The sequence below is a fragment of the Pseudarthrobacter linnaei genome (genome assembly GCF_055412825.1).
Genome location: NZ_JBVAYX010000001.1, coordinates 192,755 through 206,406 on the forward strand (window position 1 = coordinate 192,755; position 13,652 = coordinate 206,406).

The 13,652-nt window shown below is 64.9% G+C and carries 13 protein-coding genes; 7 read left to right on the top strand and 6 right to left on the bottom strand.

Translation table 11 applies throughout. From position 1 onward, the window contains the following. Positions 1 to 19: 19 nt before the first annotated feature. Both ACZYZ3_RS00855 and ACZYZ3_RS00860 read right to left on the bottom strand, forming a co-directional pair. On the bottom strand, positions 20 to 2,176 hold the full coding sequence (locus ACZYZ3_RS00855) for an elongation factor G-like protein EF-G2 (RefSeq protein WP_463961976.1): 2,157 nt from the start codon (positions 2,174 to 2,176) through the stop codon (positions 20 to 22). A 158-nt stretch (positions 2,177 to 2,334) separates the two neighbouring features. Beyond that, positions 2,335 to 2,811, bottom strand: a complete 477-nt coding sequence (locus ACZYZ3_RS00860; RefSeq protein ID WP_463961977.1) for a VOC family protein — start codon at positions 2,809 to 2,811, stop codon at positions 2,335 to 2,337. Between the two features lie 190 nt (positions 2,812 to 3,001). Between ACZYZ3_RS00860 and ACZYZ3_RS00865 the strand changes: the two genes are divergently transcribed. Together ACZYZ3_RS00865 and ACZYZ3_RS00870 are read left to right on the top strand one after the other, a co-directional pair. Further along, on the top strand, positions 3,002 to 3,442 hold the full coding sequence (locus tag ACZYZ3_RS00865; RefSeq protein WP_463961978.1) for a DUF3054 domain-containing protein: 441 nt from the start codon (positions 3,002 to 3,004) through the stop codon (positions 3,440 to 3,442). Between the two features lie 100 nt (positions 3,443 to 3,542). After that, positions 3,543 to 3,824, top strand: a complete 282-nt coding sequence (locus ACZYZ3_RS00870) for an Lrp/AsnC family transcriptional regulator (protein WP_282379365.1) — start codon at positions 3,543 to 3,545, stop codon at positions 3,822 to 3,824. Positions 3,825 to 3,885: 61 nt separating this feature from the next. On the opposite strand, the gene trpD is transcribed toward ACZYZ3_RS00870, so the two are convergent. Beyond that, positions 3,886 to 4,944: an anthranilate phosphoribosyltransferase gene (gene trpD, locus ACZYZ3_RS00875; protein WP_463961979.1), complete on the bottom strand. Its 1,059-nt coding sequence runs from the start codon at positions 4,942 to 4,944 to the stop codon at positions 3,886 to 3,888. Between the two features lie 112 nt (positions 4,945 to 5,056). Here trpD and ctaE point away from each other — a divergent pair, with 112 nt between their 5' ends. The 4 genes from ctaE (at position 5,057) to qcrB (ending at position 9,434) form a co-directional block, all read left to right on the top strand. Then, positions 5,057 to 5,731 carry an aa3-type cytochrome oxidase subunit III gene (gene ctaE / locus ACZYZ3_RS00880; RefSeq protein ID WP_463961980.1) on the top strand — a complete coding sequence of 225 codons (675 nt, stop codon included), beginning with the start codon at positions 5,057 to 5,059 and terminating at the stop codon, positions 5,729 to 5,731. Positions 5,732 to 5,817: 86 nt separating this feature from the next. Continuing rightward, a complete protein-coding gene (gene qcrC, locus ACZYZ3_RS00885) occupies positions 5,818 to 6,603 on the top strand; it encodes a cytochrome bc1 complex diheme cytochrome c subunit (RefSeq protein ID WP_463961981.1) in 786 nt (261 codons plus the stop codon). 103 nt (positions 6,604 to 6,706) lie between these two features. Then, on the top strand, positions 6,707 to 7,777 hold the full coding sequence (gene qcrA, locus ACZYZ3_RS00890; protein WP_463961982.1) for a cytochrome bc1 complex Rieske iron-sulfur subunit: 1,071 nt from the start codon (positions 6,707 to 6,709) through the stop codon (positions 7,775 to 7,777). Then, a complete protein-coding gene (gene qcrB / locus ACZYZ3_RS00895; RefSeq protein ID WP_463961983.1) occupies positions 7,755 to 9,434 on the top strand; it encodes a cytochrome bc1 complex cytochrome b subunit in 1,680 nt (559 codons plus the stop codon). The genes qcrA and qcrB overlap by 23 nt, the downstream gene beginning before the upstream one ends. 153 nt (positions 9,435 to 9,587) lie before the next feature. Here qcrB and ACZYZ3_RS00900 read toward each other — a convergent pair whose 3' ends face one another. Then, entirely contained in the window at positions 9,588 to 10,355 is a 768-nt protein-coding gene (locus ACZYZ3_RS00900) for a GntR family transcriptional regulator (protein ID WP_463962172.1), read from the bottom strand. 189 nt (positions 10,356 to 10,544) lie between these two features. Between ACZYZ3_RS00900 and ACZYZ3_RS00905 the strand changes: the two genes are divergently transcribed. Next, on the top strand, positions 10,545 to 10,838 hold the full coding sequence (locus tag ACZYZ3_RS00905; protein ID WP_463961984.1) for an HPr family phosphocarrier protein: 294 nt from the start codon (positions 10,545 to 10,547) through the stop codon (positions 10,836 to 10,838). A gap of 690 nt (positions 10,839 to 11,528) precedes the next feature. On the opposite strand, the gene ACZYZ3_RS00910 is transcribed toward ACZYZ3_RS00905, so the two are convergent. Next, the gene (locus ACZYZ3_RS00910) at positions 11,529 to 11,930 is read right to left on the bottom strand and encodes a cytochrome c oxidase subunit 4 (RefSeq protein WP_463961985.1); all 402 of its coding nucleotides are present in this window, start codon (positions 11,928 to 11,930) and stop codon (positions 11,529 to 11,531) included. Beyond that, positions 11,927 to 13,651, bottom strand: a complete 1,725-nt coding sequence (gene ctaD / locus ACZYZ3_RS00915) for an aa3-type cytochrome oxidase subunit I (protein ID WP_463961986.1) — start codon at positions 13,649 to 13,651, stop codon at positions 11,927 to 11,929. The genes ACZYZ3_RS00910 and ctaD overlap by 4 nt, the downstream gene beginning before the upstream one ends. Between the last annotated feature and the right edge of the window lies 1 nt (position 13,652).

Below are 13,652 nucleotides of genomic sequence, written 5' to 3' on the forward strand. Positions count from 1 at the left end.
CCACCAGGATGGCGGCACGTCAGGCAGTGGGCGCCGGTTCGTGCCGCAGGTAGCTCCGCCCGAAACGGCCGCTTCCCGACGTCAGGGCGCGCAGCTCGATCGTGTAGCGCAAGAGCTCCTGGTCCGGCACTTCGGCTGTGATCTCCGCCAGGCCTCCCCCGGTCGACGTAGTTCCGGTCAACCGGGCCCGGCGCGATGACAGGTCGCTCATCACCGCGCCCACATGCTCATCCGACACGCTGATGGTGACGGCCGAGACGGGTTCCAGCAGTTGGATGCTGCCGGCGGCCGCTGCCTCCCGCAAGGCCAATGCCCCCGCGGCCTGAAAGGCTGCGTCCGAAGAATCCACGCTGTGGGCCTTGCCGCCGAGCAGGGTCACCCTGATATCCACCACCGGAAAGCCGGCCGAGACGCCCTTCTGCATCTGCGACCGCACGCCCTTCTCCACCGAGGCGATGAAGGGTCCCGGGATGACCCCGCCCACGGTTTTGTCGATGAATTCAAAGCCGGCGCCGCGCTCCAACGGCTCCACCTCGATGTCACAAACGGCGTACTGGCCATGGCCACCCGACTGCTTGACGTGCCGCCCGTGGCCCGCCGCGCGCCCGGCGAACGTCTCCCGCAGCGGGGTGACCACGTCAACCGTCTGCAGGTTCACGCCCTGCTCGCGCAGCCTGCCCAGGACGACGTCCGCGTGCGCCTCGCCCATGCACCAGAGAATGAGCTGGTGCGTCTCGGCGTTCCGTTCCACGCGGAGCGCCGGGTCCCCGGCCGCGACCTTTCCCAGGCTGCGGGCGAGGGCATCCTCATCCCCGTGGGAGGCCGCCTCGACTGCAACAGGCAGCAGCGGGTCCGGCATCTCCCACGGCTGGATCAGCAGCGGCCAGTCTTTGGCCGATACCGTATCGCCTGTCTCGGCCGGCCCCAGTTTCGTGAGGGCGCAGATGTCCCCCGCCACGTTGTAGGGCACCGGCCGCAGGCTGGATCCCAGCGGGGAATACACGTGGGTGACACGCTCGTCACTGTCGTGGTCGGCGTGGCCCCGGTCCGCCAGCCCGTGCCCGGCCACATGGACGGCCGTGTCCTCGAGCAGCGTGCCGGAAAAGAGGCGGACCAGGCAGACGCGGCCCAGGAACGGGTCGATGCTGGTGCGCACGACTTCACCGAGCAGCGGCCCCGCGGGGTCGCAGTCCGGTGTGGCGGCCGGAGTGCCATCCAGGTGGGACACTACCGGACCACCATGCTCGGTTGGCGGGGGAAAGGCCCGTGCCACGACGTCCAGCAGTTCCGCGAGGCCGACGCCGGTCTCGGCGGACGTGGCGATCACCGGGTGGAAGGACCCCTGGGCGACGGCCGTCTCCAGGTCGCCGATAAGGACGTCAGCAGGGATGTCTTCGCCGTCGAGGTACCGGTCCATCAACGACTCGTCCTCGCTTTCAGCGATGATCCCTTCGATGAGCGCGCCCCGCGCCGCCGCAGAGGCGGCGCGTTCGCCGTCGTCGGCCCTCCGGGACACCGGAAGCGCGCCGTCCGCCGGCCGTTCCAACACAGTTCCCGAGAGCAAGCCCAGCAATCCGGTGACCTCTGCCCCGTTGCGCACCGGCAGGTAGAGCGGCAGCACCGTGTCGCCGAAGGCCCGCTGGCATTTCTCAAGCGCCGCGTCGAAGTCCGCCCGTGGATGGTCCAGGCGGCTGATCACCACTGCCCGCGGTACCCCGACGCGCTGGCATTCTCCCCACAAGGCCGTGGTGGCAGCATCGATATCGTCAACCGCCGAGACGACGAACAGCGCCGCGTCCGCCGCGCGCAGTCCGGCGCGCAGTTCACCGACGAAGTCCGGGTAGCCCGGCGTATCGAGCAGGTTCACCTTGACATCGCCAACCAGCACGGGCACCACGGAGAGGGCGACGGAGCGCTGCTGGTGGACTGCGGCAGGCTCCGAGTCACTCACGGTGGTGCCTTCGGTGATAGTGCCCTTTCGCGAAATCACACCTGTTTCAGCCAGTAGCGCCTCGGCCAGCGTCGTCTTGCCGGCGCCCGAGTGGCCGACCAGCGCGACATTCCGGATCAATTCCGGCTGTTCGGGCGGCCGGACATCGGAGGCGTCGGCCCGCCGGAGTTCGGACGTGCCCCGGCCGCCGGCCTTCACCGGAACTTTGGCGTCTTTCGTGGCCATGGGAGCCTCCTCGGTTGCATCCGTCGGGGGGCCGGACCGCCGGCCTCCGCGCAGCGTGCGGCTGTCTATATGGATTGGACACCCTGGGAGGAACCGACGGCAAGACGCAACGGACAACTCCGCCGCAACGCTTCTGGTGTGCGGTCCGCTGTCCGTGGCTAGCTGCCGTCGTAGGCCTTCTGCAGCGCCGCGATATCAAGCTTCTGCATTCCCAGCATGGCCTGCATGGCGCGTTGGGACCCCTCCGGGTCCGGGCCGCCGATCAGCCCGCCCAGTAGGGAGGGCACGACCTGCCACGAGACCCCGTACCGGTCCTTGAGCCAGCCGCACTGGCTGTCGGTGCCGCCCGCGCCCAGGGCCTCCCAGTAGCGGTCGACTTCCTCCTGGGTGGAGCAATCGATGACCAAGGAGATTGACTCGTTGAAGGCGTGGGCCGGCCCGCCGTTCAAGGCCGTGAAAGTCCGGCCCTCCATTTGGAACCGCACGGTGATCGCCTGCCCTGCCGGGCCGGGACCGTCCTCGCCGTACCGGGAGACTTCCAGCAACTTCCCGCCGTCGAAGACGGATGTGTAGAACCCGGCGGCTTCTTCCGCCTGGTTGTCGAACCACAGGCAGGTGGTGATCTTCTCGGCCACGGTCTTGTCCTCTTTCCGTTCGGCCCGTGCCGCAAGGCGGAGTCCGGCGGCAGTGCGGGGGTGGCCCGAGCCTAGTCCCGCAGGACAACCGGCACAATGGACCGCGTCGACCTGTCCCGCCCCGCCGGCAGCACCGTAGTGACGAAAGCAAGATCTTCGGCCCTCCGGGCAGCCGGGCTACGCTTGGACCATGCCTTCCGCAACGCCTCCGCTTCCCCGCCCCGCCGCCACCCCCTCCGTGTCAGGAACGGCGGTACGTCGGACGGCCATGCTGGCAGCCTGCGCTGATGCGGCATTGATTCTCGTTTTCGCAGCCGTCGGCCGGGACGCCCATCAGCGCGGGGACATCGTTATCGGCGTGTTTTCCACGGCCTGGCCCTTCCTCGTCGGCGCGGCGACCGCCTGGCTGGCTTTGCGCGTGTGGCGCTCGCCCCTGGCCGTCTGGCCGGCCGGCGTCGGCATCTGGCTTGGCACGGTCACCGTCGGCATGCTCCTGCGGGCCGTCACCGGGCAGACCGTGGTCCTGCCGTTCGTCATCGTGGCGCTGCTCAGCCTGGGCGTTCTGCTGCTCGGATACCGACTCCTGGCCGCCGCGGTCCGGCGGTTCAGCACCCGCCGCCGCGGGGCGTGATGGACTAGGCTTGCAGGGACATGGCCGAGGTTCGGAGGAGTACCGCCCGGGCGCCTGTACTCGGCCGGCAACGGCGCAACAGATCCGGAAAGGCTCACACGTGGTCACCGCTTTCGTCCTGATTAAGACAGACGCTTCCCGCATCCCGGAGACCGCGGAAGAGATCTCCGCCATCCAGGGAATCAGCGAGGTCTACTCCGTGACCGGTGAATGGGACCTCATCGCAATCGCCCGGGTCCCGAAGCACGACGATCTCGCCGACGTCATCGCGGACAAACTCTCCAAGGTGGCCGGTGTTGTCCACACCACCACGCAGATCGCGTTCCGGGCCTATTCCCAGCATGACCTCGACGCGGCCTTCGCTCTAGGGTTCGAACAGTAGGATTCAGCGGGTCGAGGCCCAGCAGCCGGGCCGCCCCGCCGGCTGGCGATCCCTGGACTGTTCAGCTGCGCGAGAGGGCTACCCACCGGTCCAGCACGGCTGCCGCCGCACCCGACTCGATGGATTCTTCTGCGCGCTTCAAGGCGGCGGCCATCCGCTTACTGAACGGTCCGACGTCATCCAGATCAAAGGCCACGAGTCCGGCAGCGGCGTTCAGCAAGGCGGCATCGCGTGCCGAACCGGGGCCGCCGGCAAGCACGGACCGGACGACGGCGGCATTGGCCGCCGCGTCCCCGCCGCGCAGTTCCTCAAGGGTTGCCTGGCGGATGCCGAGATCGCGCGGATCGAACATTTGTTCGCTCACGGCCCCGTGCCGGATTTCCCACACCCGGGACGGCCCGGTGGTGGTGAGCTCGTCGAGTCCGTCACTTCCGCGGAACACCAGCCCGCGGCTGCCTCGTTTGGCAAGGACGCCGGCCACCAGCGGAGCCATGCGCTCGTTGGCCACACCCACCGCCGAGGCTTGCACGTGGGCCGGATTGGTCATGGGGCCAAGGAAGTTAAAGGCCGTCGGCACGCCAAGTTCACGGCGGGCGACGGCGGCATGGCGCATCGAAGGGTGGAAAACCTGGGCGAAGCAGAACGTAATGCCCGCCTCTTCCGCGTTGAGAGCCACCCGCGGGATCGGCAGGTCCAGCCGGACCCCCAGGGCTTCAAGGACGTCCGCGGACCCGGAGGTCGAGGACGCCGCACGGTTGCCGTGCTTAACCACCCTGGCGCCGGCGCCGGCCGCGATCAGCGCGGCCATGGTGGAGATGTTCACCGTGTTCTGCTGGTCTCCGCCGGTTCCGACGATGTCCAGCTTCTGCCCTGCTATCTCAATGGGGCTAGCGTTCGCGATCATCGCCTCGACCAGGCCGACCAGTTCATCCACGGTCTCGCCCTTGGACCGGAGGGCCACGAGGAAACCCGCAACCTGGGCCGGGGTGGCCTCCCCCGACATGATGGCGTTCATCGCCCACTCCGTGTTGCCGGTGGTGAGATCCGTCCCGTCAATGAGTGCGTTGATGAGCCGCGGCCACGTGTTGACTGCCGCCTGTGCAGATGCCTGAGAAGTCACGTTCTGATGCTATCGAGGTGCGTACTGCAAAGACCAATGTGAACCGGTCCGGGAACTTTTCCGCGCGAATTCGCGTCTTTGTAGAAAAAGTCCCCCCAAAACGCGGTTTGCGTTGGGCAGGAGGGAGTTTTATAGACATAATGTCTATGTGACATCTGCGACCCATGCCCCCAGTACCCCGGCGCACCCGACGCTGAATCGCCCGAACATGGTTTCTGTTGGAACCGTAGTCTGGCTGTCCAGTGAGTTGATGTTCTTCGCCGGTCTCTTCGCCATGTACTTCACACTCCGTTCGACTTCCGGACAGATGTGGGCCGACGAGACAGCCAAGCTCAACTTCCCCTTTGCGCTCATCAACACGATCGTCCTCGTGGCAAGTTCCTTTACTTGCCAGATGGGCGTCTTCGCCGCGGAGCGGCTTCAGCCGCGTCGAAGCGGCGGACCCCTCAGCTTCACCCGCTGGGGAATGAACGAATGGTTCACCGTGACATTTGTCATGGGTGCCTTCTTCGTGGCCGGCCAGGCGGCTGAGTACGCCATGCTCGTTTCCGAACATGTCTCACTCTCCTCCAACGCCTACGGTTCGGCGTTTTACATCACCACAGGCTTCCACGGTCTACACGTTATCGGTGGCCTGGTTGCCTTCCTCCTTATCATGGGCCGCTCCTTCGCAGCGAAGAAGTTCGGCCACTTCGAGGCAACCTCCGCGATTGTCACCTCGTACTACTGGCACTTCGTCGACGTCGTCTGGATCGGCCTTTTCCTGGTCATCTACGTGCTCAAGTAGCAACACCTGGCTCTTGTTCTACAAGAGGTAGAATTTTAAGAAGTGGCTCCCGGAGCCAACGCAGGATCGAAAAAAGGAACCACCACGTGAAGGCACTCTCGCAGAAGCGACGTCACCCGCTAGCAGCAATTGCACTGCTGCTGATGGGCCTCCTGGTCACTGGTGGGCTGTACGCCGTAGCCACCACCGTCAACCAGGCCAAGGCCACCACCAGCTTCAGCGCAAATGACGCAGAGGAAGGCGGCAAGCTCTTTGCCGCCAACTGCGCCACCTGCCATGGCATGGGCGCCAGCGGGTCCAAAGACGGCCCCTCCCTGGTTGGCGTCGGCGCTGCCGCCGTTGACTTCCAGGTCGGCACCGGCCGCATGCCCATGCAGATGAATGGCCCCCAGGCCTATAAGAAGCCTGCCCAGTTCAACGAGGAGCAGACGCACCAGCTGTCCGCTTACGTTGCGTCGCTCGGCCCCGGCCCGTCCATCCCGGAGGCAAGTGTCCTCGACGAGCAGGGCGACGCCGCCAAGGGCGGCGAGCTGTTCCGCGTGAACTGCGCCATGTGCCACAACGCTGCGGCTGCCGGCGGCGCGCTGACCCGGGGCAAGTTCGCTCCGGCCTTGGCTGACGTGTCCGGCAAGCACATCTACGAAGCGATGGTCACCGGCCCGCAGAACATGCCGGTCTTCAGCGACGCCAACGTCGGACCCGAAGGCAAGCGCGACATCATCACCTTCCTGAAGCAGATCGAAGCCAACGGTTCTCCCGGCGGCGCCGATCTCGGTGCTTTGGGTCCGGTATCCGAAGGCCTGTTTGTCTGGATCGCTGGCTTGGGCGTCATCATTGCCTTCACTATCTGGCTAACGTCCCGGACGTCCTAAAGCCCACCTGTTACACCTGTAAGAGTTTTCTGCTGACCCGTCAGCAGTTTGAATTGAAAGCTAACTCGGCACTTGCCGAGACGAGAGAGGGATGAGGCGAATTATGGGCAACCATAGTGACGGCAGTCCGAACCACTCGGGCACCGTAGCTAGGGCTGGTCAGAATGAGGTGGAGAAGTTCCAGGATCCTGGACTTCCTCCGCATCGTTTGCGCCTGGCTGACACGGACCCGAAGGCCGCCAAGCGAGCAGAACGGCAGGTAGCCCTTCTGTTCGGGACTTCGGTCGTTGGCACCCTGATATTCCTGGTGGCGTACTTCGCCATCGATCTGGGGGATGACACCGGGATCGCGACGATCCGGCTGCAGAACATGCTGCTGGGTCTCGGCACCGCCTTTGCCATGCTTGGCATCGGCACAGGAATCGTGCACTGGGCCAAGGCCCTCATGCCGGACCATGAAGTCTCGGAAGAGCGCCATGCCATCCGTACCGAGGAAGACCGCCAGGCCGCTGTCCGGATCGTCGACGACATCGTCGAGGAAACCGGCATCAAGCGCCGCCCGCTGATCCGCAATACCCTTCTGGGCGCCGTGGCGCTGGCTCCCCTGCCGGCCCTCGCCGTCTTCGGTGACCTGGGTCCGCGTCCTGACAAAGTTCTGTCGCACACGATGTGGGCACCCCAGGAGGGCAAGCTCAAGCGGCTCACCCGTGACCCTGACGGCACCCCCATCCGGGCAGCCGATGTGACCATCGGTTCAGCGTTCCACGTCATTCCGGAAGGCCTGAACGAACTGCACGAAGGCAAGCTGAACGAAAAGGCCAAGGCCGTTGTTCTGCTGATGCGCCTGAACCCGGAATCGCTGAATCCCTCCCCCGGCCGCGAGGACTGGGGCTACAACGGAATTGTCGCCTACTCCAAGATCTGCACCCACGTTGGTTGCCCTGTTGCCCTGTACGAGCAGCAGACGCACCACCTGCTCTGCCCGTGCCACCAGTCAACCTTCGACCTGACCCAGGAATGCAAGGTTATCTTTGGCCCGGCCAGCCGGCCCCTCCCCCAGTTGCCAATCGCGGTTGACTCCGAGGGCTATCTGGTCGCTACGAGCGACTTCAAAGAACCTGTAGGACCTAGCTATTGGGAGCGTGATGAGCATGAGCGCAGCATCAACGCCTAGTGCCCCCGCCTTCGTCGCCAAGACCAAGGGCGGCCGCATCACCAATTTCGTTGACGAGCGGGTCGGCGGTTCCGGAATGCTCCGTGAATTCGGCCGCAAGGTATTCCCTGACCACTGGTCCTTCATGTTCGGCGAGGTGGCACTGTACTCCTTCGTCATTCTGTTGCTCTCTGGCACGTTCCTGACGTTCTTCTTCGATCCCTCGATGGCGGAGACGCACTACCAGGGCTCTTATACGCCGCTGAAGAACGTCGAAATGTCGGTGGCCTACAGCTCGTCGCTGGATATCTCCTTCGATGTCCGCGGCGGCCTGTTCATGCGCCAGGTCCACCACTGGTCGGCGCTGCTGTTTGTCGCCTCGGTGTCCGTTCACATGCTCCGTGTCTTCTTCACCGGCGCGTTCCGCAAGCCCCGTGAAATGAACTGGGTGGTGGGCAGCGTGCTGCTCATCCTCTCGATGGCTGCCGGCTTCACCGGCTACTCCCTCCCCGATGACCTGCTTTCCGGCAACGGCCTGCGCATCATCGACGGAGTGATCAAGTCCATCCCGGTGATCGGAACGTATATCTCGTTCTTCCTCTTCGGCGGAGAATTCCCCGGCACGATGGTTATCGGCCGCCTGTACATGCTGCACATCCTGCTGGTACCCGCGCTCATCCTCCTGATGATCGTGCTGCACCTCTTTATGGTGGTCGTGCACAAGCACACCCAATACCCCGGCCCGGGACGCAACGACGGCAACGTCGTCGGCTACCCGCTCGGTCCGGTATACGCGGCCAAGGCCGGCGGATTCTTCTTCATCGTGTTCGGTGTCGTTGCCCTCATGGCAGGGTTCTTCACCATCAACCCGATCTGGAACTACGGCCCCTACGACCCGTCCCCCGTCTCGGCCGGTACCCAGCCTGACTGGTACATCGGGTTCGTCGACGGTGCACTGCGCCTCATGCCCGGCACCATCGGTGACTGGAGCATCGAGCAGGTCTGGTTCGGCCAGGTCTTCAGCTTCAACGTGCTTCTCCCGGCCCTGGTGCCGGCGGGAATCCTCTTCACCGTGATGTTCATGTACCCGTGGATCGAACGATGGATCACCAAGGACGACCGCGAGCACCACGTCCTGGACCGTCCGCGCAACGCCCCGACGCGTACCGCCATCGGCATGGCCGGCTTCGTCTGGTACTGCGTCATGTGGGCAGCTGCAGGCTCGGACCTCATCGCCACGCACTTCCACGTGTCGCTGAACGATGTGACCTACTGGCTGCGGACCCTGTTCTTCATCGGCCCGATCATTGCGTTCGTTGTTACGAAGCGCATTGCCCTGGCCCTGCAGCGCAAGGACCGGGAGATCGCCCTGCACGGCCGGGAAACCGGCCGCATCGTGCGCCTGCCGCACGGCGAGTTCATCGAGGTCCACGCCCCGCTGGACGAGTACAAGCGCTACAAGCTCGTCGGATTCGAGTCGCCGTCCCCGCTTCCCGCGGAGCCGAACGCCAACGGAGTCGTTGACAAGAAAGAGAAGCGCCGCGCGAAGCTGTCGCAGTGGTTCTTCGAGGACCGGGTTGCCCCGGCCACGCCCACTGAGCTCGAGGCGGCCCATGGCCACCACGGCGCCCACGAGACGATCGAGTCAGGCGACACCCAGAAGACGCTCAGCCGCTAACCAGCTGCAGTGATCACCAGAAAAGGCCCGGTCCACCAGGACCGGGCCTTTTCTGCATGTTTCTGCATCTCCAGGAAACCAACCCACAACGCGGGGTCACTTCGCGCCCATTAAGCCCTTCGGGATGGGCGCGAAGTGACCCCGCGTCCTGGGTTAAGGGCGGTAGCCGGAGGCGTAGTTGCGGGTCGGGCGGACGCCGGGACGCTGCAGCGGCACCCAGAGCTTGTAGCGGTCTGCGCGGTAGTAGGACACCGAGTAGTCCACCATGGCCCGGGCCACGAAGGCGTGGCGCTGGATTTTCAGCAGCGGCGATCCGACCTCAACGTTGAGCAGGCGGGCCGTGGACGGTGAAGCGGCCGTGGCCTCGATCATGTCCTCTCCCCACTCCATCACCAGCCCGAAGCGTTCGCTCAGGACGTTGTAGAGCGATGTGGGCGGTTCGCCGTCGAGAAGTCCGGGCACGCGGTGGGCAGGGATGAAGTTCTCGTCCACGCTCATGGGTTCGTTGTCCGCCAGTAGCAGGCGGCGGAACCGCACCAGGGGCGTCCCCTCCTCAAGCTGGAGTTCCCGGGCCAGGAAGGCACTGGCGCCGATCTGTTCGAAGCTGAGAACCTTGGCCGCCGGGACCATGCCGCGCCGCTGCATCTCCTCGCTGTAGGAAGTTAGCTTCACCTGCAGGTCCAGCTTCGGTTTCCGGACAAAGGTGCCCAGGCCCACCACCCGCTCGATGACTTCCTCACCAACGAGGGCATCAATGGCCTGACGCACCGTCATCCGGGCCAGGCCAAAGCGCTCGGCAAGGTCCCGCTCGGACGGCAGCGCCGACCCGGGCGGACAGGCGCTCACGATGTGGGACCTGAGGATTTCCCGCAGCTGGACGTAGATGGGCGTACCGTTATTCCGGTCGATCTCGCCGACCATGCGTGCCGCGTCAGAGGGCGCCACTGCGCAGCCTTCCGGAGTGAGTCATACCTCAAGGTTAAGCCACACCCCGCACAGGTCTAGACCAGCGGGTTGTCGTGGTTCGCCCGGTAAGCCGGTCGCGGCTAGGCTTGAATGCGCCGGTTCCCCGCCGGCACCACCAGCACAATCTGAGACAAGGGAGTCACGTTGCCGGTACGGAACGCAGTCGTCCAGGCCACCATCGGACTGCATGCAAGGCCCGCGGCGCTGTTCGTCCGCGCTGTCCATGAAACCGGGTTGCCCGTGACCATCAGCAAGGATGGCCGGCCCGGCGTGGATGCCCGCTCGCTGCTGGAAGTCATGACCGAGGATTTCCACTGCGGCTGCTTGGTGAAGTTGGCCGTTGACCCCGACGCTGTCCCGGTACGCTACAGCCCTGTCGACGTTGAGAAGGCCCTGGATAACCTCCGGGCGCTGCTGGAGTGCGCCCGGGCCCAGTGAGGGCTATACGGGACCTCCCTGACACCCTGAGAGTCCCCGTCAGCTTGGGCTCCGCCGACGGCCAGCGGCCGGCCGCCGACTTCCCGCCGGGCATTTCCGTCCGTACCTGTATCTCAATTACGACGGCGGGCATCACGAGTGCGTTTGGGCCTCTTGTGCAGAGGAGTCCGTTTCCACCGTCGATGGTCGCACCGGGTTAAGTTATGGGGGATTCCGCGGGGCCAGTGGCGCTCAAAATGGCTTCCGCGCCTCAAGCCGGACGGCCTGTTGTTGGGGCCGAACCGGTCAGGACCGCGTGCAACTGGCAGGGAAGCAACGCCGGCACCAGCTATGGCGTCGGTTTCTGCTCGCGAAGGGTCCTCTTCGGAGCCAGGGCAGAGTCCTGCGCGGCGCCAGGGCAGAGTCCTCCTCGGCGCCAAGACCAGAGTCCTCCGTGGAGCCAGGCAGTAGCGGCCCATGCGCTGCGGATTCACATCCGTGCCACTTCAGCGACACTATTAGCAGTCGCGCCAATGGCTGCTTGCTCGGTACTTCTGGCGTGCCCTGTGCGCGTCATAGGCCTTCGGCGCGACGACCGACACCGCAGCAACCGGGGGGGTGGCGGCACCGCGCCGGACGACAACGACGGCGGGCCCCACCAATTGATGGGGCCCGCCGTCGTAGTTGATCAGTTATCTGTCCTCGCGGACGTTAGTGCGCGTGGTCTCCGCGGCTGTATTCGTAGACCCAGCCGACCAGACCGACCAGAGCCAGACCGGCCGCGATGTAGACGATCCAGAATCCAACGGCCAGGCCAAGGAACCCTCCGGCCGAGGCCAGGCCGAGCACCAGCGGCCACCAGCTCCAGGGGCTGAAGTGACCCTGTTCACCGGCGCCCTCGTGGATCTCCGCATCGCTGCGGTCCTCGGGACGCATCCCGACCCGCTTTGCGGTGAAGGCGAGGTAGGCGCCGACCATGAGCGAGAGTCCGCCGAGCAGGAGGACACCGAGGATGCCGACCCATTCTGTCCACTCGGTCAGGAATCCGTAGACGATCGAGACCGGGACGAAGAAGAAGACTCCGAATCCAAAAAGCCTTGATTCGATTTTCACTGGGCTTGATCCTTCTGGTCGGCGTTACCGAGCGCTGCCGCTGCCGGGGCAGGAGATTCGACGGTGTATGACTGGGAGAGTTCGGGGTGGTGCAGGTCCAGGGCGGGACGCTCCGAACGGATCCGCGGCAGCGAGGTGAAGTTGTGTCGCGGCGGCGGGCACGATGTCGCCCACTCGAGCGAGGCGCCGAAGCCCCACGGGTCATCCACTTCGACCCGTTCGTTGCTGCGCCAGGTGATGTAGACGTTCCAGAAGAACGGGATCAGCGAGGCGCCCAGCAGGAAGGATGCGTAGGTGGAGAACTGGTTCATCCAGGTGAAGTTGTCCTGCGGCATGTAGTCCGCGTAGCGGCGGGGCATGCCCTCGACGCCCAGCCAGTGCTGGATGAGGAAGGTGCCGTGGAAACCGAGGAACAGCATCCAGAAGTGGATCTTGCCAAGGCGCTCGTTGAGCATCTTGCCGGTCCATTTCGGCCACCAGAAGTAGAAGCCTGCGAACATTGCGAAGACAACGGTTCCGAAGACGACGTAGTGGAAGTGGGCCACCACGAAGTAGGAGTCGGAGACGTGGAAGTCCAGCGGCGGGGAGGCCAGGATGATACCGGTCAATCCGCCGAAGAGGAACGTCGCCAGGAAGCCGATGCTCCACAGCATGGGGGTTTCGAAGGTGATCGATCCCCGCCACATGGTGCCGATCCAGTTGAAGAACTTCACACCGGTTGGCACCGCGATCAGCATCGTCATGAAGGAGAAGAACGGCAGCAGGACCGAGCCGGTGACGTACATGTGGTGCGCCCACACGGTCACGGACAGCGCGGCGATGGAGATGGTCGCGTAGACCAGGCCCTTGTAGCCGAAGATCGGCTTGCGGCTGAAGACCGGGAAGATCTCCGAGACGATGCCGAAGAACGGCAGGGCGATGATGTAGACCTCCGGGTGTCCGAAGAACCAGAACAGGTGCTGCCAGAGGACGGCGCCGCCGTTCTCCGGGTCGAAGATATGGGCTCCAAAGCGGCGGTCCGCGCCGAGGGCGAAGAGGGCTGCGGCCAGCGGCGGGAAGGCCATCAGGACCAGGATCGACGTGACGAGGATGTTCCAGGTGAAGATCGGCATCCGCCACATCGTCATGCCCGGGGCGCGCATGCAGATGATCGTGGTGATGAAGTTGACCGCGCCGAGGATGGTACCGAAGCCGGTCAGCGCCAGGCCGAAGACCCAGAGGTCACCGCCCACGCCCGGGCTGAACGTCGTGTTGGACAGCGGCGCGTACGCGAACCAGCCAAACGATGCCGCACCCTGCGGGGTGATGAAGCCGGACACGGCAATGGTGGAACCGAAGAGGAAGAACCAGAAGGCCAGTGCGTTCAGCCGCGGGAAGGCGACGTCGGGGGCACCGATCTGCAGCGGCATCATGACGTTGGCGAAGCCGGCGAACAGCGGCGTCGCGAACATCAGCAGCATCACGGTGCCGTGCATGGTGAACAGCTGGTTGTACTGCTCTTTGGTCTGCAGGATCTGCATGCCGGGCTCGAACAGTTCAGCGCGGATCAGCAGCGCCATGACTCCGCCGAAGCAGAAGAAAATGAAGGACGCGATCAGGTACATGTACCCGATGGTCTTGTGGTCGGTCGTGGTGACCCAGTTGACGACGATGCGTCCCTTGGACTTCGGTACTACGGGAGCCTCAAGGATCCCGGTGGGCTGTGAATAGGTAGTTGCCACG

Bases quoted from the DNA above. Each gene is read 5' to 3' on its own strand.
- ACZYZ3_RS00855 (WP_463961976.1), bottom strand. From the start codon at position 2,176: ATGGCCACGAAAGACGCCAAAGTTCCGGTGAAGGCCGGCGGCCGGGGC.
- ACZYZ3_RS00865 (WP_463961978.1), top strand. From the start codon at position 3,002: ATGCCTTCCGCAACGCCTCCGCTTCCCCGCCCCGCCGCCACCCCCTCC.
- qcrA (WP_463961982.1), top strand. From the start codon at position 6,707: ATGGGCAACCATAGTGACGGCAGTCCGAACCACTCGGGCACCGTAGCT.
- qcrB (WP_463961983.1), top strand. From the start codon at position 7,755: ATGAGCGCAGCATCAACGCCTAGTGCCCCCGCCTTCGTCGCCAAGACC.
- ACZYZ3_RS00900 (WP_463962172.1), bottom strand. From the start codon at position 10,355: ATGGTCGGCGAGATCGACCGGAATAACGGTACGCCCATCTACGTCCAG.